Genomic DNA, 23,344 nt, shown 5'->3' on the forward strand with positions numbered 1-23,344 from the left:
GAGGCCGATCTCTGAAGAGTCATGATGTCCCATTGCGCCGCAACTCCCTCCGAGCGGCATTGGGCCGTAGTGCGTATCGTGAGCAGAGATCGGAAATCCGCAAGTATGTAACTGTAACCTACGGCGTATGGCGTCCGTAGTTGCTGTCACGCGTCGGAGTTGTATGACAACATTGACCGGGACTGCGGGCGTGCGAGGTCCCAGTGCAAGAACTGCGTGCACAAAAGGTTTATCTTCGTGGACGACGAGCAGGTTCTGCAGTAAGTTACATTCAGCGCATGTAATAAAATTTCTGATAGAAGCGTCCCTCAAGAGTGGGTGAGGAGCTAGCCTTGCAGAACGAACTGTCACCGGGGGCCGGTGCTGCGCCCCTGCTCTCGCGCGCCGCGCCGAGCGCTGAAGATGTTCGCACTCAGCTTCAACGCATCATTACCAGTCCTGAATTTCCGCCCTCGGGGCGGGGTGGAGCATTTCTCACATATGTGGTGGAGGAGACACTTGCGGGTCGCGCCGATCGGATCAAGGGCTACTCCGTTGCGGTCGAAGTATTCAAGCGCGATGCGGGTTTCACGCAAGACGACCCGGTGGTGCGCATTGAGGCCGGCCGGCTGCGGCGAATACTGGAGCGCTATTATCTCGTTGCTGGTCAAAGTGACCCTATCAGGATCGACATTCCCAAGGGTGGCTATGTTCCCGCAATAGGATGGAATGATCCCACGCCGGATACGCAAATCAGGCCGGTGGTTGACGACGGCTCGACGGCAACCCGGCCGCGACGCCTCTTTACACGGGGATGGCTGATCCTCCCACTGCTGCTTGTTTTCGCGGCGGGAAGCATCCTGTCAGCCTGGTTCTTCCCTATTCCATGGTTTGGGGGACCAGCATCTGACGAGCCCACACTCGCCATCGCCCAGTTTGCCAATCTTGGAGAAGGCCCGCGCGCAGAAAGCTATACGCTGGGGCTGACCGAGGAATTGTTGACCGCCCTGCCGCGGTTCAAGGAAATCAAGGTGTTCGGGCGAGCAACATCGAAATCCTTGAGCCCAGAAGCCGGGACGTCCCTGGTGCAGACCGACCTGGGCACACGCTTTCTGCTTGGAGGAGGTGTTCGCGTTTCCGGCGATCTTGTGCGTGTCACGGCGCGGCTCGTCGACACCCAAAGCGGGGAGATCCTGTGGTCCCAGATTTACGAGGACAATATTCGAACGCGCGATCAGTTCACGATCCAGGCGGATATCGCCAATCAGGTTGCATCCGCCGTAGCGCAGCCCTATGGCATCATCGCGCAGGTGGAAGCCGCCAATCGACCACCCGACGATCTTGGCATTCAGGCATGTATGTTGGCCTTCTACGGCTATCGAGCCGAATTGAGTGCCGAGCGGCATGCAGCGGTGCGCGCTTGCCTCGAAACTGCTGTGGCCGACCATCCCACTTTCGCGACCGGGTGGGCGATGCTCTCCATGGTTTATCTCGACGAGAGCCGTTTCAAGTTCAACACCAGGAACGACGCCTCGACGCCGATCGAACGCAGTCTTCAGGCGGCCCGTCGTGCCGTGCAACAGGATGTGAACAACACCCGCGGCCTGCAGGCTCTGATGACTGCATTGTTCTTCAGCAATCAGGTTCCAGAGGCACTCAAAGTCGGTCAACAAGCGTTGGACATCAATCCGAACGACACCGAGCTGTTGGGAGAATTTGGAACTCGCGTCGCGATGAGCGGGCAGTGGCGACGTGGAGCCGATCTGCTGGATCGGGCCCTGGCGCTTAATCCTGGCGGAGGTGGCTATTATCACGGGACACGAGCGCTGGCGGCCTACATGCTTAACGATACCGAGACCGCCCTGATCGAGATCAAGAACGCGGATCTGCAGAAATTTCCGCTATATCACGCCGTCGCTGCCGTCATCTATGTTAACGCCGGAATGACCGACGACGCCCGTCGCGAGGCCACGCTGTTCAACCAGTTGCGCCCTGACTTCATCCCGAACATCGTTGCCGAACTGAAATCGCGCAATTTCCAACCCGCGGATCGGGCCCGATTGATTGCGGATATCCGAAAGGCAGGATTGCCCGCCGCGGACGAGGTGGCGTCGACAATGATGCTTCCGACAGATTCCTCGGCCACCCTTCAACCCCGCTGATAATGTGGCGGATTGGCCACAACGCCAAGCAGATACGGTACAGAACATACCCGATGTTACGCGACCGGGACCAGGTCCTTCATGTATCCATCGAGGGACTGGTGATGAACATCTGGAAGAGGGCGATCGGTGGGCAGCCATAATAGCGTTGCGTGGGCGTCGGCACGAACGGGCTGGCTCCGTTGGCTTATACTGTTTTGTGTGCTCCTGGCCCTGCCGGCGTGTGGTGGCCATCCGAAAGATGTGCTGACCCCGGTGGCCAATACGTCTCCGCAGTCGCCGAAAGTGGACATGCTGATCGCCACGACCCGCACCCGTTCGACCGTGCCAGGCGAGATGTTTAATGGAGAACGTGCGCGGACCCCGGCCTTCGCCGACATGACGATCTCCATTCCACCGAGCAAAGTTCGCAAGGAAGGAGAAGTCGCCTGGCCGAAGCGATTGCCGTCCAATCCGGCGACCGACTTTGCCACCATCAGGGCCGACGACTTAAACATTGACGAAGCCAAGAAATGGTTGAGCGCAAACGTCAGAAGGACACCAGACGGAAGCGTGCTGGTCTTCATTCACGGCTTCAACAACCGGTTCGAGGATGCGGTCTACCGCTTCGCGCAGATCGTGCATGACTCCGGCGTCCATAGCGCACCCGTCCTGGTGACATGGCCCTCGCGTGGCAGCCTGCTTGCCTACGGCTATGACCGTGAAAGCACAAACTACACACGCAACGCGCTTGAGACGCTGTTCCAGTATCTGGCGAAAGATCCCGAGGTGAAGGAGGTGTCGATCCTTGCCCATTCGATGGGCAACTGGCTGGCACTGGAATCGTTGCGCCAGATGGCGATCCGCAACGGGCGCCTGCCCGAGAAGTTCAAGAACGTCATGCTCGCGGCGCCCGACGTCGACGTTGATGTCTTCAGCCAGCAGATCGTCGACATGGGCAAGCAGCACCCGCAGTTCACACTCTTCGTATCCCGAGACGACAAGGCGCTGGCGTTTTCGCGTCGCGTCTGGGGTGACGTCTCAAGACTTGGTGCCATCGATCCGGAGCAAGCGCCCTACAAGAAGGATCTGGAAGACAACAAGATCATGGTCGTCGACCTCACCAAGATCAAATCCGGCGACAGCATGAACCACGGCAAGTTCGCGGAATCGCCTGAGATCGTCCAGCTTATCGGCCAGCGCATCTCCGAGGGACAGACGCTGACCGATAGCCACGTCGGACTGGGCGACCAGATTCTCGTTGCAACGACGGGGGCTGCAACTGCGGCCGGCAACGTCGCTGGCCTTGTTCTCGCCGCACCGGTTGCCGTGGTCGATCAGGACACCCGCGAGAATTACGCAACCCATGTCGGAAGCCTGGCGGGTGCAGGCCACACACAGTCGCCCGCGCCCAAGAATTGCGATCAAACCCGACCGACGCCGAGCTGCAAACACTGATTTCGCGAATAGAGGACTGCAACTACATGGCCATAAAGAGCTTTCTGCAGCATGATTTCGATAGAGACAAAGACCGCGATCGGGGCAATTCCGTCTAAAGCAGATGAGGGAATATAAGCGAGTTTTTTGGTTGCAGGCCGCCACCTTGTGCGTCGGCCTTGGTGTTGCATCTTCGGTTCAGTCGGCCAACATCGCTCCGGGCATTCCGGAAGCGAAGGTGGGAGGATCCTGACGACATGATCGTTTCTAATCCCTTGCCGGTTGACTCAAAATAATCTGATCCTGATCAAGCAGAGGCTGGACATACCGAAGATCAGTCCACACGGTTCTTGGCCAGCACGCGACGCTCGCCGTCGATATCCTGAATAGGTCGAAAATCTGTGGAGCTCGGCAATTCAGCGCATCGGCAAGCAGTTCGCCGGCATGGCGGCGGCGGCTGCCCACCCCGATGTGCCGGCTGCGGAATAGCCGAGCTGGCGTGCCTCCACGATCCAGCTACGCATGATTGCCATGAGGGCGGTATCGATTACGTCGTCGATCCATTCATCGCGATGTTGGATTCAATGCTGCCCGGTTTCTGTCTCGAGGTGCATTGGAAGCCAGCTCGCGATGCTGCGGCGCTCGTATCCGGTCCGCCTATAGCCCACAGTAGCGGCTATTTGAATTCTCGACTGACTTTAAAAATCACATGAGCCTCCCCCTTTAGGAGTGAAGCCATCTGCGCAGGCAGCGTTTGCAGGCTGTGTAAGGGACCGCGCTCCTGGTCCGCCGGTGGTGCATGACGCGCTGAGTGCGGCGAGAACAAGGAAAGCAATGGCTGCGACTGGCTTGTGCACGCTTTTCATTGAAACCTCCAAATTGGAAATGCCACAGAGTTGATACCCAGAAGCAATTCGGTTCTAAACAAGGCGGCTGCCTTTCGGGCCTTGGACAGGCAGAAACAACTGATCAGAGCGACCCGCAGATAGTCGATTCTCACCCGCATTGGTGCCTCCCTCCAACATCAGGATTTGTTGCACCCGGCGGGCTTTTGTCATTTTCATTGATGAGATATCCCAAGCGCTTATCATCGAAACGGCTTCACGGCGTGGCCGATAACTTCATCAGCTCCTTTCGAGCTGTACCGAAAGTTCCAAGCTGATAAACTGACGCGCCGGTTGATGAGAATGTGAACGACGGAAATGGCTCCGCCAGCATCTTGTTCAGATACGTTTCCGTTCCGACTCCAATGGTCACATGCGGATTGAAGCGCTCCCCCGCTGCCTCCTGCACGAACTTGGCAACATATTCGATCAGGGATGTCTGTATATCCTTGCCTCCGTCGTCACTGAAGAACGCAGCCGGAGTACCGGTTTCCACGGTGTAAGGTTTAACGGCAGCAATGAGTTCCTCTTGCAACCGGTGCAAGTCCTCCGTCGGTTCAACGACAATTCCTGCGAGGCCTACGGGTGGAGATGGGATATAGTAATACTTGAAGGCCTTCAGCGTCCATCCGGTCGGATTGTCCTTGGCGATGACCGTGTTCGCCGCAGCAAAAACTTTGTCGAGGTCATCCGTGCGGACAAACTGCTGTAGCATTGAGATATGAGGGTGGTGAGTTTCATCGAGCGCGAAGCCCTTCGGAAAAGACTGGCGCAGAAGAGCGTTGCAGTCCATCGCGTGCTGCATCATCACTGCGTCGGGTTCGAGCGCGATGTCGATTGCTGTCACGCTTTCCTGCGCGGCTGCCCCCGAAGAAAGAAGCAGGACGAGGCCAAGCCGTGTAACAGCTAAGGCGCACAGACCTCGCAAGTGGATCAGAGACATTGGCACTGATCCGACCACGGCATAGACACTTTCGATCGGCTCCAGACTTTGCTTTCGACCAAACATAGTCAACTCCATTTCCGGACACTCTCGAGGTCACGGTCCGAGTGCCCTGTTGATCGCCGCAATAAGCACGGACCCGGCGAACGGCTTCTGCAAGTAAGCGATGCACCCCGCGCGCACTGCCGAGTTTTTAAAGCGTTTATCTTCAAGGGCAGTGACGAAGATCACCGGGATCCTGGGACCGTCACTGGCGACCAACTTGCACTGGAGGTCCAGACCGGACATCCCACCACCCAAGTCAATATCCAGCAATATGCACTCAACTGTCACGTTCCGGTCTCGATCGAGAAAGGCTTCGGCCGACGCATACTCCACGGCCTTGAATCCAAAGGCATTCAGCAGTCGCCCGAGACTTCGGCGTAGGCTCTCGTCATCATCGACGAAAGCGACAGTCGGGTGCAGCTTTACACCTCGTGCCCCCGTTCATGACGATACGCTGGCCTGCAGTTCTGAGGTCACTGTAGGCGGGTCGGCCGTAATTTGATATTGCCCTTAAGGGAGGGTTAGCCGTCATTCTCGGTGTCGTTCCGAGCGCTTTTTCAGAACGCCCGTACTCGCGGAAATCGCCACCGCCTCTGCCACCGACCGAACATCGAGCTTTCGTATGACCTCGTGGCGCAGTTGGAGACAACAATGAGCGCCACGCTCAGCACGTATCGACAATGCGCCCGCCCCATTGATACGCCCCCAGGTAACCGAGAAGATAACACTTCAGGCACCTGAGTCACCCGGGTCTACTACTCATGATTGCTTCGACGTCGACTGGATTCCCTTAAGGGCAATATCGGTGCCTATGGCCTTCTGTTAATTTGACGCGAGCGGTTGCCTAGAGGCTCCCGGATCGATGTTGCTTTTGACCAATCCCGAGTTGAGCTGTGGCCCACCATCCTTCACCCGAAAGGCCCAAACGGAAGGGTTTAAAAATGAACAGAGTCCTTATCGGCTGTATCGGAGCACTGACGTCTTCGACTGTGCTCTGGTGTGCAGCCTTACCCGCACAAGCGCAAGACGCCCAAAGAAAGCCGAACATCTTGTTCCTCGTCTCAGATGATACCGGCTATGGCGACCTCGGACCCTATGGCGGCGGCGAAGGCCGCGGGATGCCGACCCCGAACATCGACAAGCTCGCGGACGAGGGAATGACATTCTTCTCATTCTATGCCCAGCCGAGTTGCACGCCCGGGCGCGCTGCGATGCAGACCGGACGTATTCCGAACCGCAGCGGCATGACCACCGTTGCCTTCCAAGGCCAGGGAGGCGGCCTGCCGGCGGCAGAATGGACGCTTGCATCGGTACTTAAACGCGGTGGCTACCACACCTATTTCACCGGGAAGTGGCATCTCGGAGAGGCGGACTATGCGTTGCCGAATGCGCAAGGCTATGACGAAATGCGGTACGCCGGCCTCTACCATCTCAATGCCTATACCTACGGCGATCCGACGTGGTTCCCGGATATGGATCCAAAACTGCGCGAAATGTTTCAGAAGGTGACGAAGGGCGCCCTGTCAGGAAATGCCGGCGGACCGGTGACCGAGGAGTTCAAGATCAACGGACAATATGTCGATACCCCTATCATCGATGGCAAGGAAGGCGTCGTTGGTATTCCCTTCTTCGACGGCTACGTCGAAAAGGCCGCGCTGGGCTTTCTCGATGAAGCTGCGAAGAAGCCCGACGAGCCGTTCTTCATCAACGTGAACTTCATGAAGGTGCATCAGCCTAACATGCCGGCGCCGGAGTTCGAGCATAAGTCCTTGTCGAAAAGCAAGTATGCCGACTCTATCGTGGAACTCGACACCCGCATCGGCCGGATCATGGACAAGCTACGTGAAACGGGCATGGATCGGAACACGCTCGTTTTCTACACGACGGATAACGGTGCTTGGCAGGACGTATATCCGGATGCCGGATACACGCCGTTTCGTGGCACCAAAGGAACCCTACGCGAGGGCGGCAATCGTGTTCCCGCCATCGCAGTCTGGCCGGGCCAGATCAAGCCCCGGACCAAAAATCACGACATCGTCGGTGGCCTCGACCTGATGGCAACATTCGCGGCCGTCGGCGGAGTGCCATTGCCCGACAAGGACCGTGAAGACAAGCCCATCATCTTCGACAGCTACGACATGTCGCCGATCCTGCTCGGTACCGGCAAGTCGGAACGCAAGTCCTGGTTTTATTTTACAGAAAATGAACTTTCGCCCGGCGCTATTCGCGTCAACAACTACAAATTCGTGTTCAATCTTCGTGGTGATGACGGCGCCCAGACTGGCGGCCTGGCCGTCGATTCGAACCTTGGTTGGAAGGGTGCGGATAAATACGTCGCCACTGTGCCCCAGGTGTTCGATCTGTGGCAGGACCCGCAGGAACGCTACGACATATTCATGAATAACTTCACGGAGCGGACCTGGATGGGTGTGGTCATGGGCGAGGAACTGAAGAAGATCATGGCGACCTATGTCCAGTATCCTCCGCGGAAGCTGCAGAGCATGGGCTACACAGGTCCGATCACGATATCGGACTACCAGCGCTTCCAGTGGGTGCGTGACTCCTTGGCGAAAGAGGGCGTCAGCATTCCGATGCCAACCGGCAACTGATGCGTACGGCGGCCGTGGATCACGCCCCGGCCGCCGTAACGGGAGAATTCACCTGAATTCGTCGCGGCAATCTTGGAGGTAGACCAATGTTCTCGATGCGAGATATGTTCAGATCGGCCCGCGAGGGAACGTTGGCTGCCGTCGCGATACTTCTCTTTGTAACGGCGGCACAGGCACAGAGCGATCCTCTTCCGTCGTGGAACGACACCGCTCCCAAGGCCTCCATCATCGCCTTCGTCGAGAAAGTAACAAAAGAGGGTTCGCCGGAGTTTGTTTCTGAACCCCAACGGATTGCCGTGTTCGACAATGATGGGACGCTTTGGGTCGAGCATCCCATGTATACGCAACTCGCCTTCGCCCTGGATCGGGTGAAGGCCCTTGCTCCGCAGCATCCGGAATGGAGAACCAAACAGCCATTCAAGGCCGCAATCGAAGGCGATATGGAGACCCTTGCCTCATCGGGCGACAAAGGTCTCCTGGAACTCCTCATGGCGACCCATGCGGGCATGACCGTAGATGATTTCCAGAAGGTCGTGACAGACTGGCTCTCCACGGCGCGAGACCCTCGGTTCAACCGGCCCTACACCGAGCTCGCTTACCAACCTATGGTCGAGTTGCTTGCGTATTTGCGGGCAAACGGCTTCAAGACCTTCATTGTATCGGGTGGCGGTATCGAATTCATGCGACCATGGACGGAGAAGGTCTACGGCGTCCCGCCAGAGCAGGTTGTCGGATCCTCGATCAAGACCGAATTCAGGATGCAGGACGACATGCCGACCCTGTTCCGTCTGCCTGATGTCAACTTCATCGACGACAAGGCCGGCAAGCCGGTCGGAATCAACCAGCAGATCGGCCGCCGCCCCATAGCAGCGTTCGGCAACTCGGACGGTGATCTTGAAATGCTCCAATGGACAACAATGGCAGGTGCGCCTGCACGTCTCGGCATGCTCGTCCATCACACAGATGCGGAGCGCGAATACGCATATGACCGCAACACCGAATTCGGCCGTCTCGACAAAGCGCTCGATGCGGCCGCGATTGCCGGCTGGACCGTCATCGACATGAAAGCCGATTGGAAGACTATCTTCAAGGACTAGAACCGTGCGCCGGGAGGCATGCCAGATGTCTGTGACACCACCTTCACTGAAGGCGACGGATTTCTGTCCGTTCAACTGGGAGGATACACGCCATGAAAGTCGATCGATTCACCGCAGTGATCTTTGCCGGAGGTTTCGCACTGAGCTCCGCGGTTCTTGCGCAGGAGGCTCCAAAGAAGCCGAGCGTACCGCTGGAAAAGACCATTGGCGTTGTCACCCCTACGGGGCCGGTGCCCTCACTGGCAGTGCTCAACTCGGCGGGCGCCAAAATCGAAAACGGCAAGCTTATTTTGACTGGCGTCTCGGCCAATTCGATCGTCTTTGCCGATCGGCCGGTGCGCGCAGCCGGGCATGTGATGACCGATCAGTTCATCATGCAATGGGACGACGGCAAGGACAACTTCGCCGTCGATCCTCCGAACGCGACGATTTCGGTGCTTGGCGGTGACGGATCTGATGTCAGTGACGCAGTCGTGACGCTGAAGGCCCCGAAACTCGATGGCACCACACTGACATTTGACGTCACCATTCTGGAGGGAAGCGTGAGCGGCGCGCCGGGGCCGGCCGCCCTCTTCATCGATCACTTTGGCGGAGGAGGAGGAGGATTTGGTGGCGGCGGATTTGGTGGCGGCGGCTTCCATGGAGGCGGTTTTTCTGGCGGCAGCTTTGGTGGCGGAGATTTCCGCGGGGGCGATCTGGCGGGAGGTGATTTTCGCGGCGGCTTCCGGGGAGACGACGTGCATATCGGTGACACGAACATCAATCGGGTGGGAGGTACCTACTGGCATGCGCCCGTCTACCATGGTGCCTGGTATCGCGGCGCTCCGGTAGCGACAGGCGTGGTCGCCGGCGCCGCGATCGGAGCGGCGGCAGCCCGCCCCTACTACTACAATTCCTATTACAATAACCAGCAATGCGGCTACTACCCCTTCCCGCCTTGCTATTGATCGCTCGTCTGCGTTACGCTGCCAAGGCGGCGTGACGCTTTCCAAGCGCGATCATGATGGAGTGATCGAGTGGCAGCATCTGTTCGGTCAGAAGCCGGAAAGGGATTGGTCTTCCTCCTATCCCTATTGCTTCTGTTGCTGGCAACCAGCGCGAAGAGCCATGCAACCGAACAAATCGCGCCCCCCAATCCGGATCCCCGGTTGTCGCTCCATGAAGGTTTTGTCGATGAAAGGAGCTGTGCGACCTGTCATAGCGATCAGGCGGCTGCTTTCGCAAAATCCCATCATGCCAAAGCCATGGCGCTGGCTGACGACACGACCGTCCGCGGCGATTTCGACAATGCCCGTTTTGAACATGACGGCATTGTTACGAATTTCACGCGCCGTGAAGGCCGCTTTTTCGTCAAAACGGAAGGGCCGGACGGCAAGGAAGGCGAATTTGAGGTCAAATACACCTTCGCCTACGAACCGCTTCAGCAGTACCTCGCAGATATTGGAGGAGGACGGCTGCAGGCTCTCGACATAGCCTGGGACACGGCCAAGCGGCAATGGTTTTGGCTCGGGAATGAGACCCCGGCCCGGCCCGGCTCGACCTATCATTGGACAGGTCCCTTCTATCGCTGGAACCGCACGTGCATCGACTGCCATTCGACCGACCCGCAGGCGAACTTTCAACCGACAACGAACGAATACAAGTCGAGCTATGTTGCCACCAGCATCGGCTGTCAGTCCTGTCACGGACCGGGCGCCAAGCACCTCGCCTGGGCACAGTCCGGTAACACCCCTTCAATCAACACAGATCCGGGTTTGTGGAAGGTCGATGCGACTACCTGTTTTGCCTGCCATGCAAGACGGAGCAGGCTCCTGAGTGGCTATGAAGCCGGGAAGCCCTTTCTCGACTATTTCTCACCGGCACTATTGCGAGAGGATCTCTATTTTCCCGACGGACAAATACTCGACGAGGTCTTCGAGTATGGCTCCTTTCAACAAAGCAAGATGGCAAGGGCGGGAGTGACGTGTCTCGATTGTCATCGGCCACATGATGCCGGCCTGAAGGCAAAGGGCAATGCGCTCTGCACGCAGTGCCACGCGGAAATAAGGTCTGAGCGCTTTGTCAAACAGGACCCGAGCGGTCGGTTCGACACCCCTGATCACACCCACCACGCGGTCGGTTCGGCGGGCGCTCAATGCGCCAACTGCCATATGCCCGAGCGGACATACATGAAGGTCGATCCGAGACGCGACCACTCATTCGTCATCCCTCGACCGGACCTGTCGACGGCCTTGGGAACCCCGAACGCCTGCACGACCTGCCATGCAGGAAAGGACAATACCTGGGCTGCAGAGACCATGGACACATGGTACGGAGCCGACTGGCGTAAGCGCCCGACGATCGCCCATGCGTTCAGGGACAACGCCAACGACAACCAAGAGACAGTCGAGGCGTTGCGCCAGCTTGTCAGTGACCACGGCCAAGCAGGGATCGTCCGGGGCAGTGCAATCGCCAGAATGAGCCGGGTCGGTGGAACCGACGTCGCGGCGGACATTCGAGCCGCCTCGGTGGACACCGATCCACTCGTTCGGCTTGGAGCGGCGGAAGCGGCCGCAAACATTCCACCTGAGCGCAGGCTGGAAGCGATCGGCGACCTCTTAAGCGACAACACCCGGGCTGTCCGTGTTGCAGCCGCGACAGCCCTCGGGAGCACGCCTGCAGACCTGTTCGGCAATCGCCGCGGCAGCTTCGAGGCCGCGGTCGACGACCTGCGCGCCTATGTTGTCGCAAACGCAGATGTTGCCGAAGCGCAAAGTAACTACGGCTTCTTTCTGTTTGGCCAGCGGCGCGAGACAGATGCCGAGATTGCATTCAAGCGGGCGATTTCACTTGACCCCACGCTGGAAGGTTCACACGTTAACCTCGCAGAATTCTACCGTGCCATCGGGCAGAACGACAGCTCTGAGCAGACATATGCCAAAGCGGTTTACCAGTTTCCCGAACAGGCAGATCTGCGTTACGGGCACGGGCTGGCATTGGTCCGCAAAAGGGCACTCAACGATGCAATCGTGGAGTTCGGGGAAGCTGTTCGACTGGATGCCGGAAGCTCCCGCTATAAGACGACCCTTGCAGTCGCGCTGGATGCCGCAGGAAGGACAACAGAAGCACTGGACAAGCTCGATAGCTGGGCCGCTGCCAACGCGGACGCTGACATCACAGGTCTTGCGCTGCAATACAGTCTCAAGCTCCAGCGACTGCCCGACGCGTTGAGATTTGCCGAGCGAATGGCAGAACTCCATCCGCAAGATCAGAAGATCGCGGAACTGCTGGAGCAGTTACGTGATGCAATCAACCAAAAATAGACGTAGCACTTGCCGAAATTCACGTCCTGTCGCACAGTTTCGACTCAAGGGGCGATGCTGGGTTCAAACGAGATCGGGGGATTCTCATGAAGGCCATTCCATTGCAGGCGATCATCCTGCTGGCGAGTTTCGCTGGTGCATCGATCGGCAATACCGCAGATATTACTCCGCTCGCCCCGGAGGCGAAGACCGTGGAGACCCGTAGCGGCTGGGAATTCACGGTGGCACCCTACTTCTGGGCGGCTGGCATTTCCGGAAATGTACGGCAGTTTGGCCTCCCCGAGGTCGACATTGACGCTGATTTCAGCGACATTCTGGACAACCTCGACTTCGCCTTTATGGCAACAGCCGAAGCAAGATATGACCGCTACAGCATCGTCGGCGATGTGGTTTACGTCAAGCTGGGAGCTGATGCGCATACGCCGCGTGGCATTCTGGCAGAGAGTGTCAACGTGACGTCGGAGAGCTTTGCAGGACTTCTGGGCGTGGGTTACGCTCTCCTTGAAGATCAAAATGGGCACCTCGACGTGTTCGGTGGTGTGAAAGTCTGGTCGGTGCAGACTGACATCTCGTTCAATGGCGGACTATTGGCCGGTATAGAGCGAGAGGACAGTGCAACATGGGTGGACGCGGTTGTCGGCCTGCGGGGCAATTACTTCTTCACCCCTGAGGTCTTCGTCACCGGATGGGGGCTGGTGGGCGGAGGTGGCGCCGATGTTGACTGGGACGTGGGCCTCGGCCTTGGCTACAAGTTCAACGACACTATTTCGACGGTTGCAGGATATCGCGCACTCGGCGTCAACTACGAGAACGACGGGTTTGTCTTCGACGTTGTCCAGCAGGGGCCGATCATAGGCGTATCCTTCCACTTCTAGTGAAGGCGAGATTTGGCGATCAGCTCAACTGACGGTCATCAAACCTCCTGGAAAGGTGCTGATCAGGCTGTGAGACAGCAGAGATAAGCTTACCACCGCGCTTCAGGACCACCTGAAACGAACGCTGCTGCGTTCGCCGCCGACAAGATCGAACACATCATCTACGTCTCGGGCTGTGTCCTCAAAGCGTCGGAACGGTAATCAACCACTCTGTCTGACCCAAGTTCGCGGACGAGCGCGAGATCTCGGCCAGCGGCCGTCGCGATGACACGAATTCCGGCACGCCGGGCGAACTAAACCGCGAAGGCTCCGACATTGCCAGCCGCCCCATGGATGAGGACGGTCTGGCCGACCTTGAGCTTTGCCTGTTCGAAGAGGCCCTGCCAGGCCGTCACAGCGATAACAGGAACGGAAGCCTGCCTCCACGTAGCCGAGTGAGTTTGGTTTTCTTGAGACCATCGCCGCAGACGCCAGCGCATACTCCGCGTAGGCTCCAACGAAACGGGGGTTCGTGACCCCATAAACCTGGTCGCCGACGGAAAACTCTGTCACATCTGGGCCAATGGCCTCGACATTCCCTGCCAGGTCCAAGCCAAGGATCAGCGGCAGTGGCTGCGGTAAGGCGCTCTTGCCCGCCCTGATCCATCCGTCCCACGGCCCTACTCCGGCGGCATGGACTTTAACCAGGACCTCGCCGGGTCGGGCATGGGCTTCGGAACGGCCTCGAATTTCATTGTTTCCGGCGGGCCAAATTCATGTACGCGCCACGCCATCATCGACTGATCGTGCGGAAGTTGTACGATTTGGCTGGGAATGCTGTTCGGGTACATCTTACGCTCCTTTCGAAGGGCTTGAGGAGGATAGCGATCAATACGAGTCCGTTTTCCATTTACCTCTTTGTCGCCCATGGCGAGTTGCGCATCAGGTAGCTGAAATCCCTGCGGCGGAAATTCGGATCCTTGTACGCCATAACATCGGCCAAGCCGGTCCCCTGCGTCGTTTCCGGCCGGTGTTTGAGGCCTTCGTAGACCGCTTGCATGAAGTCGTCCGCAAATCCTGCAGGATGCGGATGAGCCGCCTCGATGGCGTTGCGCTCGGCGGCAGTGAACTCATTATATCCGGCTCCTACCAGATCCATGTTGGCTCCTTCAGCCAGTAAGGCGGCAACAGGAAACAGGTTTGGTGAGATGCCGTTTGTGGTGTGGAGCGCGATCGCAAACCAGACTTTTTCGGCATCCGCCTCCGGTATTGCGTGGCGGCGCAAAAAATCCCGTGCGGCGTTTGCACCGTCCACCTCGAAGCGGCGGTGGCTTTCTCCATAACTTTCCGCCAGCCCGAAATCATGGAACATAGCCGCGACATACAGAAGCTCTGGGTCAACGCGAAGACCCTTTCGCTTGGCCGCCAAGGCTGCCCAATAATAGACGCGTACGGAGTGTTGAAATAGGAGTTCACCCTCGCTCTCGCGAATGAGCCGCGCTGCATCCCGCGCCAGTTCAGTGTCCGGAACAGCTATGCCGGAAACATCCTCTGCACCGTTCATTACCGTTTGCGCCACAGGCGTTTTTGCCTGGCCGCCGACAGCCTCGCTCGTCGTACTTACGGCGACAGCGAAGGCGGCGAACGCAACGGCAGTCGTGAGTGTGTAAACCTTCATGGTCATTGTCCTTTGTAAGCGGAATGGATGTTTGCGCCAGGCGCGGTCGACCGGGTCAGCCGGGCCAGGCGGAACCACGAATGATCGAGCAGAAGTTGGTCCGCGCGAAGTTTGGATCCTTGAGGGCAAGCACGTCCGCCTTGACGTTGCCAAAGGTCGTCTGCGGCTTCTTCCTGATACCGTCCGCAAAGTGGTCGATGATGTTCTCTTTGAAGTCAGTTTCCCGCGGATGGCACGAACACACCGCGTGTCGGTCCTCATCTGAGAATTCGTGGTAGTTGATGCCCAGAACGTCCATTTCAACGCCGGCTGTCACCAGGGCAATCGTTGGCCGCAAATGTTCCGGAATTCCGGGCGTTGTATGGAGTGCGATTGCAAGCCAGACATCTTCGATGTCCCGCTCGCCAACGCCATAACTCGTCATGAAATCGCGAGCGGTATTGGCCCCGTCGACCTCGAACCTTAGATCTGGGCTCGAATGCTCTTCAGTGAGCCCCATGTCGTGAAACATCGCTCCGAGGTAAAGAAGCTCAGGGTCGTACCGAAGCCCCTTGCGTTCCCCGGTTAAGGCTCCCCAAAAGAACACGCGGCGGCTGTGATTGTAGAGAAGGTCGTCTTCAGTGTCGCGTACAAGTTGGGTGGCGGCGCGCGCAATCGCGCTGTCGGGCACGCGAATGCCGGCAATAAGCTCGTTCATCGTTATTCTCCCTATAGGGCAAAGCTCCGCCGTGGCGTGAATGGGCACGCGGAAAGAGCTCTCGTTGCGAAGTTAGAACCAAGTCACATTGGTCAGCAGCTTTGATCTGGTTCTGCTTTGTTATAAGGGTTCGATAGCTCCGGCTGCAACGACACGCGTTCGGCGGATCGAGACAACCGCACGTCAATTCTCGCCAGGACCATCGTCAACCATGGCTATTCTGAAGGTTGGTATCGCTGTCCACGAAGGTGTCCAGGCCCTGGATGTTGCAGGGCCAATTGACGTATTTGTCGAGGCGAACAGATACCTCACCGCAGACAATCGCTATGAGACGGTTGTTATCGGCCCGCACCAACGGCCGCTGCGGGCATCAAACAATATGCTCTTGATGGCGGACGTGACGTTTCAGGAAGCAGACGGAGGATTTGACATCCTGCTTGTGGCAGGCGGCCCTGCCCTCTCCTCTGGAGAGCCCGATGGGCAATTGATCGAATGGCTGGCTCTCGCTCCTACCCGAGCGAGCACCTACGGTTCGATCTGCACCGGCGCATTTGCCTTGGGGCACGCCGGCTTGCTCGACGGGCGGCGAGTGACGACCCATTGGCAAAATGCCGACCAGCTGGCAGCAAGGTTTCCGGACGCGCAGGTCGAGCGGGACGCAATCTATGTTCGCGACGGCCGTCTCGTGACATCCGCCGGCGTGACGGCGGGGATTGACCTGGCGCTGGCACTCGTCGGAGAGCGACATGGGAGCCGCATAGCACTGATGGTCGCCAAGCGGCTGGTCGTGGTCGCACAGCGTCAAGGAGGGCAGTCCCAATTCAGTCCCTATCTGACAGCGCCCAGCGATCCCCGAGCACCCGTCGCCACGATCCAAAATCACGTCATGGAGAATATCGGAGCCCGCCATACGCTGCAGTCTCTCGCCGGTCTGGTCGGTATGAGCGCTCGGAATTTCGCGCGGCATTTCGTGCAGGAGACTGGGATTACACCGCACGAGTTCGTTGAACGTGCCCGGATCGATGCCGCCAGAAACCTTCTTGAAGGCAGCGACCAGCAACTGAAGACGGTCGCCTATGACTGTGGATTCGGCACGGCGGACAGGATGCGCATCATCTTCACAGAGCGGCTGGGTGTCACACCAGCACAGTACCGCATGAGCTTCAGGGACCGGGACGCAGGCTAGCGATAAAACCCCACGCCTTGAAGGGATCGGAACTGTCGACCCTGTTGTTCTCGCGGGATTGAATGACGTTACATGGGCTGCAGATGGATCATCTACACATTTGCCGAACGGCGCATATGTGTGACGCTCAGCCAAATCGCCGAAACGAGGAAATAAAACGCCCCGACGCCTGCATAACCGGCGACCGTGGAGATCGAAGGCTCCTGCGGCATTTGCGCCTGAAACATGAAGAGCGCGCCGGCCACTGCGGATTGGCCACCACTCAGAACCATCGCCCACTGACCACCAGTTGTTTTCCAACGCCGTACAGCAGTACCAAGCTGCAGCAAGCCAGAGAAAATTGCCCAGAGGCCGAATGCGCCGAGGACCCAGTTCATGCTCATCGTCAAGGCAACAATCACGGCAATCGTCATAGCCGAGCTCGCTGCGAAGTTGATCACTTGGCTCCGGTTGATCGCAAAGCCACCGCTTCTGGCGGCATCAACGACGTTAGCGGCGGCATCCCAAGCGGGATAAATGACCAGCAGGAAGGCAGCCACTGGAAATGAGTGCTGTCCGACAGTGAATGCGGCCCCGACCCACAGCGCCGAGAACACGGCCCGGGTAAAGTAATACTGCTTGAGCCACTGGTCGTTCCCGCGCGTGGAATTAGCGTTTTGTTCGTTCAACATTGGTACCTGTCCCTATCTTCAATTGATGAAATTCCGGCGGTGCGCCTTACAGGAAGCCGACATGCTCGCCAGGCGGAGCGTTCTCGTCCCAGTCAATTTGCCCGATCCGATCGCTTTTCGCCGGAAAGTTTTCCGGCTTCGGAAATACCAAAATCCCGTGGTTCGTCCAGAGAGTGAGCCTTTGCCTCGCCGGACTTCTCGCTCTCCAAGCGCATGCGTCTTTCAAACGCCTCGTTGATCGCCCCTTGCCGCTTTGCCACCCATCTGCCGTCAGGATCGGAGAGGATCGAACTGGTCTGGTTGATCTCGACCTGTCGTGACGACGCGACCGCGAAAATCGGCATCACTTCCTGAATTCTGCGTCTAGTCATGAACTGTTGTGATCCTTTGATTCAGCGTGCGAACGCCTCAGATGCCGGCGTACCATTCGTAGCCGCGGTCTTCCCAATAACCGCCGTTCCCGCCCCACAGGCCGGCGAAGCTGTCGACCAGTTCGATGCGCATGATGTACTTTGCCTGCTTGTAACCCAGCTGCCGCTCGACCCTCAGGCGCAACGGCGCGCCGTGGCCGACGCTGAGATCCTCGCCGTTCATCTGGTAGGCAAGGATGGTCTGCGGATGAACCGCGTCGATGAGATCGATGCTCTCGTAATACCGGCCGCTTCCATCGAGCGTCTTTTCGAGCTCGTCTGCACAATGCAGTACGACATAGCGTGCCGTCGGTTTGATCCCGGTCAGGTGCAACAGATGGGCAAGCGGCACGCCCGTCCATTTGCCTATCGCGCTCCAGCCCTCGACGCAGTCATGACGGGTTATCTGGGTGCGGGAGGGAAGCGCCTTCAAATCGGATAGCGAAAACTCTCGTGGCCGATCGACAAGGCCGTCGATCTTCAATCGCCAGTTTGCAAACTTGCCTTCCAACAGTTCCGCATATTCCTCGCTGTCGGGAGCGCTCGTTCCATTGACACGGAAGGATGGGGAAATGTCCTTTTTGTCAAACTCGCGCGCCAGCGCATCGCGTCCCTGAAGCAGTCTCTGCGCCGTCATGGTCAGGTGCTCGGCTGAGCGAAGGACATTGGCGATGTCGGCGTTCTGGTCCAGCAGGTCACACCCGGAAAGGGGCAAGGCGCTAGCGCCAAGTGCGCCACCGATCAAAAAGCGGCGTCTGGTGAGAAACGTGCTCATGCGTTCGGTCCTTCTTCGTGAATGGCGTAACGTCCGGTGACCATTGATCGGATATTGTTCCAGGTTCCCGACAACACGACCATCGCCACGTGTACGATGACGAAGACGACAAGCGCCGACGCTGTGATGAAGTGGATGGTGCGTGCGGACTGGCGTCCGCCGAAGATTTCGACGAGGGCGGGGAAAGCGGCGTCCACACCGGGTGACATCGTCAGCCCCGTCAGCACCATCAGAGGCAGCAGGATGACGATGACTGCTAGGTAGGTCAGCTTTTGCAAAGCATTGTAATGCTTGGCTTCCTCCCCTTTGGGAAAACGCAGCCGAGCGTGGTCGAGGACTTCGCGGCCGAGATGGCTAGGCGAAAGCTCATACGCCGTCGGAGCCAAGTCGCGTCTGAAATGTCCGCTCAGCACGCTGAAGCCGAGATAGATGATGCCATTGATGACAAACAGCCAGGCGAAAAAGAAGTGCCAGCGCCGGCCAGCCGCAAGATCCTGAAACGACGGGATCGTTGCCCAGGACGGGAAAGCGCGTGCAGTCGGCTCCCCATCAACATTGGAAACACCAAGCACACCCGTCGTCGGTACCTGTACCCCCGCAACACGCACGAAACCGCTTGGCTCGGCCGCATCATTGGCGCCAATCGTCAACACAGCGGGATCGCCATCCGCACCGTAATGACCCCAGTAGAGCTCGGGATGGGCGTTGAAGATCTGCAGCCCGCTCAACAGGAGAAAACCAAGGCAGAGCACGTTCAGCCAGTGCGTGAGCCGTGTCACAACCGAGTGGCGGCGGATGAAGACCCTCCGCGGGTAGCGGATATTATCGTTGGAAGCTTCTGCGCTCATCTTAGCGTCTTTCTTCAGTGACATCTCACGGCTGCAGGCAGGCAGCATCAATATCTAGTCGCTGGCCGGAGCAGTGGGGCGGGTGCTCCGGCCAGTGACGGCGTGGCTTACATGGGGGGAACCACGCCATTCTTGCCGACGACCACCTGATGGGCGATGGGGCCAGTCGCAGCCTTTTCCGCGGTGATGAAGACAACGGCGCCGGGAACGAGATCATCCTTGGCTGCCGCAGCAATGGTCACGACAGGGGTGCCATCTGGAATGGCGATCTTCTTTTCCTTACCATGATAGGTCACGGTGACAGTCCGGCCATCGACGCCTTTGACGGCGTCGGCGACAGTCGCATTCGTCATGCTGCTGTCGGGCTTGAGATCCCAGCCATAACTACCCTCTCCCGTTCCCTTCATGGCCGGCGGGAAAATGAGAACCTCAAGCGCCCCATCGCCACCATCGGCCTTTGGCAAGGACGCGATGCCGACAAAATCGCCCGGCTTGATATCGGTAACCTTAGCTTCCGCGACGCTCGCAACGTTCCAGCCGTCGGCAAGCGTGACGTCGACAGTCTCACCTTCGCGGGTCTTCACCTTGAGGTTGGATCCTGTATAGGCGACGATGCTGCCACGGACGTGAATGGGTGGAGTTTTCTTATCCTCGGCATGAGCGGTTGTCGCTAGAACTGTTACGGAAAGGATGCTCGTCAGCCCAAGGGCGAAAGCGGGGAAAACATTCTTCATCGATTTCTTCCTACTAGTTGGTAGATTAATAACGCGCAGTCTACCTGATGAGCTTGGCTACAACAGGATTAGTGAGAGACGGTGGGTGTAAGTCGATTGAGAGCAGGTTCGAGTATCATCTGGAAAACATCCGCTTTCCCATAGGCTCTTGCCGACAGCATCGCCCCATAGACGGTCGCGAGAAATGCTTCTGCTTCGACGTGGGGCTCACTGGTAAGGTTCAGCGCGCCTTCCCTGGAGCCTCGCTCCATAACTGAAGTCAGCCACGATGAAATGAAGCCAAAGAATGCTTTCACCTCCTTCGCCACATCCGGCGGCAGGGACGGAAGCTCGCTAGCAAGCAAAGCACACACGCAGTAGGGTCGGCTGGCATCCTCGATGCATTTTGCCCAATGGTTGGCATACACCTTGAGGATGTCCAAGGCGTCAGGGACGTTTTGCTCGAGGAGCGCTACAGTTGCCTGACCATCTTCGCGATACCGCTTAACCAGTTCACGCACCAAATCCACCTTGCTCGGAAAATGATGGTGAATACTGGCCTTACGGATTCCGACCACCTCCGAGATGTCAGCATAGCTGAAGCCGTTGTAGCCTCCGTTCATGATGAGGGTTCGGGCAGAAGCCAAGATGTCGTCGGAGGTGGTTGAAAGATTGCTCATACGCTTTGTCTACCTTCTAGTAGGCAGAAGGTCAAGAGCAAAACGCTTCTAGGCTACCTCAGAATGTTGGGGTCATTTATGGGGAAATATTTGGTTGCTGGTGGCAGCTGAGACATCGGGAATGGTCGCTCCTTCGACTGACAAGTCGATGATCAAACCCGCCGAGGCTCGCGCTCATCGGACGACCTCTTTCTTCGGTCCGAGCCCTGCAGAGAGCCACCCCGCAATGAGAAGGCAAAGACCGATCGCGATTGCTGCAACGCTGTAGGCATGGCCGATGGATCGCTCATCGGTCGATGAGCCCAGGATCGAAAAGAACAATCCGCCGATCAAAGCTGTGGCTAGAGCGCCGCCAATCTGAAGCATCGAATTGACAAGACCGGAAGCCAAACCAGACTGCGCCGGGTCAACCCGCTGCACGACTGTTCTGACGAGATTGGGAAGCGCAATTCCTTGTCCGGCACCAACGATGAACAATGCAACAGAGAGGAATTCCGGCGCCCCGAACGAGATCAGTGCTGCCGTCCCGACCAATCCGGATGCTTCCAAGGACATGCCTGCAGCGGTGGAATATCGACCGAAAAGGCGAAAGATGTGGCCGCTCGCGAAGGGCCCCAAGACGAAGCCGACTGCCGCGGGAAGGATTGCAATTCCGGCCTCGAATGGTGTGTGACCAAGGCCGCCTTGTTGGTAGACCGAAAATGTCAGCCAGAAAGCCGCAAAGGCATAGAAGAATAGTGCTGAGAGCAGCCCGCGCTTCAATCCCGGAACCTGAAGCAGGCGCGGTGCGAGGATCGGATCTCTTCCAGCCGCCTCCACCTTCTGCTCGTAATGCCAAAACAGGAATAGAAGCGGCAGCGAAGCGGCAAGCATCAGAAGTGACCAGACCGGCCAGCCATGCTCACGGCCCTCGATGAGCGGCCAGATCAGCGCACAAAGCGCGAGTGCAATCAGCACAGCTCCGCCAAGATCCAGTTTGCTTGCGTGCTCAGATCGCGTCTCACGCAATACCATCACCGCGGACGGCGCCGCTATGGCGATCACGGGAAGGTTGATGAGGAAGATGGCCCTCCATCCCAGCCCAAAAATATCGAGCGCAATCAGAGCCCCACCGAGAAACAACCCCGCCATAGATGCGATACCGAATGTCAGCGCGTAAAAGCTGAGCGCCTTTGATTTCTCGTGCTCTGGAAAAATGGCATTGATGGATGCCAAAGCCTGCGGCGCCATGATCGCTGCAGCAGAGCCCTGAAGGATCCGGCCGAGAACCAGTACCGCTGGCGACCAGGCAAAGCCGCATAAGGCGGAGGCGCCTGCGAACGCGACCATCCCTGCCAGGAAGACGTTTCGGCGACCATACAAATCACCGAGCCTGCCACCGGTGATCAGCATGACTGCATAGGTGGTGGCGTATCCAGAAATGATCAGTTGCATGGTCGATGCGGAGGCATGGAAATCCTCACGAATCGATGGCAGCGCCACGTTGACGATGAAGAAATCCAGGGGCGGCAAGAACGCCCCGGTCAATAGAATGACCAATGCGGTCCATCTGCGCGGGTCAGTGGCTTGCTCCAGATTACGGACATGTTCCAAAAGTCTCTCCATGTCGATTTGCGAAGCCGATCAATCGGCTTGTACAGATGCGTCTTTTAGGAACCATTTGGTTCCTAATTTCAGTCAGTCGAGCGGCTTTAGTGCGAAGTCGACCATCGCCTTGGTGGCGTCGCGATTTGCTCCTGCTTTGCCCAAAACTCTCATTCCTTGGATCTGACAGACGAGAAACCGCGCCAGCGTTCGCTCGTCCAGTTCTGGATCAATTTCACCTAAGGCCTGAGCTCTTATGATCGCCGCCGCGTATAGATCTTGCAGTCGCCGAAACAGCCGCGCAATTCGAGCGGAAACCTCTTCGTCTGCCGGAAGCATTTCTACAGCCGACAACACGACGAAGCATCCACGCAGTCCCTCCTTGCCGGAGGACTCTTCAACTTGTCGCGAGAATGCGTCTTTGATTGCAGCTTTCGGCGACGAGTTGGAATGCAGGATTTCCCCAGTCTTTCGAATGGCATCGTCGATGTAGACATCAAGCGCACGGAGATAGACGCCCCGCTTGTCTACAAACGCCTTGTAGAAACTGCCTCTCGATAATTCCATGCCTTCGAGCAAGTCAGGCAAGGAGGCATCGTGATATCCACGATCCCAGAATACGCCCATCGCCTTGCGCACTGCGTCATCAAGCTCGAATTCACGAGGGCGTCCGGCGGACGGGGATGTCTGACTGTGTCTAACCATGAGGCCAATATGGAACCATTCAGTTCCTATTGCAAGTGATGTTTTCTGTGATTATGGAGAAGGCCGTGACGTTAGGCGCCGCCCTTCTCTGACTGGGCCGCCTATC

General features: G+C 57.8%; 20 protein-coding genes and 2 pseudogenes. 8 read left to right on the plus strand and 14 right to left on the minus strand.

The annotated features are described in order from the left end of the window. Window positions 1-332 precede the first annotated feature (332 nt). The gene (locus tag RGCCGE502_RS16325) at window positions 333-2,141 is read left to right on the plus strand and encodes an adenylate cyclase (protein WP_016555278.1); all 1,809 of its coding nucleotides are present in this window, start codon (window positions 333-335) and stop codon (window positions 2,139-2,141) included. A 207-nt stretch (window positions 2,142-2,348) separates the two neighbouring features. Further along, a complete protein-coding gene (locus RGCCGE502_RS16330; RefSeq protein WP_040674773.1) occupies window positions 2,349-3,578 on the plus strand; it encodes an alpha/beta hydrolase in 1,230 nt (409 codons plus the stop codon). A gap of 334 nt (window positions 3,579-3,912) precedes the next feature. Here RGCCGE502_RS16330 and RGCCGE502_RS39370 read toward each other — a convergent pair. From RGCCGE502_RS39370 to RGCCGE502_RS16340, 3 genes and pseudogenes are all read right to left on the minus strand, one after another. After that, window positions 3,913-4,075, minus strand: a pseudogene (locus RGCCGE502_RS39370) (DUF8437 domain-containing protein); the annotation flags it as partial. A 583-nt stretch (window positions 4,076-4,658) separates the two neighbouring features. Then, the gene (locus tag RGCCGE502_RS16335; RefSeq protein WP_244441708.1) at window positions 4,659-5,462 is read right to left on the minus strand and encodes a 2'-5' RNA ligase family protein; all 804 of its coding nucleotides are present in this window, start codon (window positions 5,460-5,462) and stop codon (window positions 4,659-4,661) included. Between the two features lie 18 nt (window positions 5,463-5,480). Further along, window positions 5,481-5,849, minus strand: a complete 369-nt coding sequence (locus RGCCGE502_RS16340; RefSeq protein ID WP_040674739.1) for a response regulator transcription factor — start codon at window positions 5,847-5,849, stop codon at window positions 5,481-5,483. A gap of 521 nt (window positions 5,850-6,370) precedes the next feature. Between RGCCGE502_RS16340 and RGCCGE502_RS16345 the strand changes: the two genes are divergently transcribed. The 5 genes from RGCCGE502_RS16345 (at window position 6,371) to RGCCGE502_RS16365 (ending at window position 13,312) form a co-directional block, all read left to right on the plus strand. Next, window positions 6,371-8,038: an arylsulfatase gene (locus RGCCGE502_RS16345; protein WP_019280027.1), complete on the plus strand. Its 1,668-nt coding sequence runs from the start codon at window positions 6,371-6,373 to the stop codon at window positions 8,036-8,038. Between the two features lie 104 nt (window positions 8,039-8,142). Next, window positions 8,143-9,135, plus strand: a complete 993-nt coding sequence (locus RGCCGE502_RS16350) for an HAD family hydrolase (RefSeq protein ID WP_244441712.1) — start codon at window positions 8,143-8,145, stop codon at window positions 9,133-9,135. A 92-nt stretch (window positions 9,136-9,227) separates the two neighbouring features. Beyond that, a complete protein-coding gene (locus tag RGCCGE502_RS37300; RefSeq protein WP_016555285.1) occupies window positions 9,228-10,082 on the plus strand; it encodes a hypothetical protein in 855 nt (284 codons plus the stop codon). A 69-nt stretch (window positions 10,083-10,151) separates the two neighbouring features. Continuing rightward, window positions 10,152-12,437 (plus strand): multiheme c-type cytochrome, encoded by a 2,286-nt coding sequence (locus tag RGCCGE502_RS16360; protein WP_040674742.1) that lies wholly within the window; start codon window positions 10,152-10,154, stop codon window positions 12,435-12,437. Window positions 12,438-12,523: 86 nt separating this feature from the next. Beyond that, entirely contained in the window at window positions 12,524-13,312 is a 789-nt protein-coding gene (locus tag RGCCGE502_RS16365; protein ID WP_016555287.1) for a hypothetical protein, read from the plus strand. Window positions 13,313-13,355: 43 nt separating this feature from the next. On the opposite strand, the pseudogene RGCCGE502_RS16370 reads toward RGCCGE502_RS16365, so the two are convergent. The 3 genes and pseudogenes from RGCCGE502_RS16370 to RGCCGE502_RS16380 form a co-directional block, all read right to left on the minus strand. After that, window positions 13,356-14,088: pseudogene (locus tag RGCCGE502_RS16370) on the minus strand (NADP-dependent oxidoreductase); the annotation flags it as partial. A 113-nt stretch (window positions 14,089-14,201) separates the two neighbouring features. Next, window positions 14,202-14,969 (minus strand): HD domain-containing protein, encoded by a 768-nt coding sequence (locus tag RGCCGE502_RS16375; protein ID WP_016555288.1) that lies wholly within the window; start codon window positions 14,967-14,969, stop codon window positions 14,202-14,204. A 55-nt stretch (window positions 14,970-15,024) separates the two neighbouring features. Further along, complete coding sequence (locus RGCCGE502_RS16380; RefSeq protein WP_016555289.1) at window positions 15,025-15,666, minus strand: HD domain-containing protein; 642 nt, start codon at window positions 15,664-15,666, stop codon at window positions 15,025-15,027. A 211-nt stretch (window positions 15,667-15,877) separates the two neighbouring features. On the opposite strand from RGCCGE502_RS16380, the gene RGCCGE502_RS16385 reads away from it, so the two are divergent. After that, on the plus strand, window positions 15,878-16,852 hold the full coding sequence (locus RGCCGE502_RS16385; RefSeq protein ID WP_016555290.1) for a GlxA family transcriptional regulator: 975 nt from the start codon (window positions 15,878-15,880) through the stop codon (window positions 16,850-16,852). 92 nt (window positions 16,853-16,944) lie between these two features. On the opposite strand, the gene RGCCGE502_RS16390 is transcribed toward RGCCGE502_RS16385, so the two are convergent. From RGCCGE502_RS16390 to RGCCGE502_RS16425, 8 genes are all read right to left on the minus strand, one after another. After that, a complete protein-coding gene (locus RGCCGE502_RS16390; RefSeq protein WP_016555291.1) occupies window positions 16,945-17,523 on the minus strand; it encodes a DUF308 domain-containing protein in 579 nt (192 codons plus the stop codon). Window positions 17,524-17,615: 92 nt separating this feature from the next. Beyond that, entirely contained in the window at window positions 17,616-17,894 is a 279-nt protein-coding gene (locus RGCCGE502_RS16395) for a hypothetical protein (protein WP_244441709.1), read from the minus strand. A 37-nt stretch (window positions 17,895-17,931) separates the two neighbouring features. Next, window positions 17,932-18,708, minus strand: a complete 777-nt coding sequence (locus RGCCGE502_RS16400) for a molybdopterin-binding protein (protein ID WP_016555293.1) — start codon at window positions 18,706-18,708, stop codon at window positions 17,932-17,934. After that, on the minus strand, window positions 18,705-19,556 hold the full coding sequence (locus RGCCGE502_RS16405; protein ID WP_016555294.1) for a cytochrome b/b6 domain-containing protein: 852 nt from the start codon (window positions 19,554-19,556) through the stop codon (window positions 18,705-18,707). The genes RGCCGE502_RS16400 and RGCCGE502_RS16405 overlap by 4 nt, the downstream gene beginning before the upstream one ends. 107 nt (window positions 19,557-19,663) lie before the next feature. Next, on the minus strand, window positions 19,664-20,290 hold the full coding sequence (locus RGCCGE502_RS16410; RefSeq protein ID WP_016555295.1) for a hypothetical protein: 627 nt from the start codon (window positions 20,288-20,290) through the stop codon (window positions 19,664-19,666). 68 nt (window positions 20,291-20,358) lie between these two features. Then, window positions 20,359-20,949, minus strand: a complete 591-nt coding sequence (locus RGCCGE502_RS16415) for a TetR/AcrR family transcriptional regulator (protein WP_016555296.1) — start codon at window positions 20,947-20,949, stop codon at window positions 20,359-20,361. A gap of 174 nt (window positions 20,950-21,123) precedes the next feature. Next, a complete protein-coding gene (locus RGCCGE502_RS16420) occupies window positions 21,124-22,542 on the minus strand; it encodes an MFS transporter (protein WP_019280032.1) in 1,419 nt (472 codons plus the stop codon). Between the two features lie 84 nt (window positions 22,543-22,626). Further along, window positions 22,627-23,172 carry a TetR/AcrR family transcriptional regulator gene (locus RGCCGE502_RS16425; protein ID WP_019280033.1) on the minus strand — a complete coding sequence of 182 codons (546 nt, stop codon included), beginning with the start codon at window positions 23,170-23,172 and terminating at the stop codon, window positions 22,627-22,629. Window positions 23,173-23,344 lie beyond the last annotated feature (172 nt).

The sequence above is a fragment of the Rhizobium grahamii CCGE 502 genome (genome assembly GCF_000298315.2).
GTDB lineage: Bacteria > Pseudomonadota > Alphaproteobacteria > Rhizobiales > Rhizobiaceae > Rhizobium > Rhizobium grahamii.